At 57.1% G+C, this 443-nt stretch carries 1 pseudogene; it reads left to right on the forward strand.

The features are described from left to right. Window positions 1-443, forward strand: a pseudogene (locus ACTHUG_RS11490) (hemolysin secretion protein D); the annotation flags it as partial.

Raw genomic sequence — 443 nt, forward strand, 5'->3', positions numbered from 1 at the left:
AGTAATCCAAAGCCTCGACCCCGGCATCGTAACCGAAATCATGGTTAAAGAAGGCGATACGGTCGAGAAAGCTCAGATTCTGATGAAACTCGACGACACGCGCAGCTCTGCTGTTTTGCGTGAAAGCGAAGCCAGAGTCGAAAACCTCGAAGCAACTGTTGCCCGCTTGAAAGCCGAAGCCTACGGCACCAAGCTCTCCTTCCCTGCCAGCGTGGGTCCCGAGCTTCGCCGTCGCGAAATCGCCGCCCACAACGCACGCCGTCAAGCCATGACCGACGCCGTCAGCGGCATCTCCCAAAACAAGGCTGCGCTTGACCTCGAAATCGCCATTACCGCCCCCATGGTTGCTGAAGGCGTGGTTTCCGAAGTCGAACTCTTAAGAATGCGCCGTGAGTCTGCCGACTTGGCAACCCAAATTTCCGAGCGCCGCAACTGCTACACAG

The organism is Neisseria sp. P0022.S009, assembly GCF_051956675.1.
GTDB lineage: Bacteria > Pseudomonadota > Gammaproteobacteria > Burkholderiales > Neisseriaceae > Neisseria.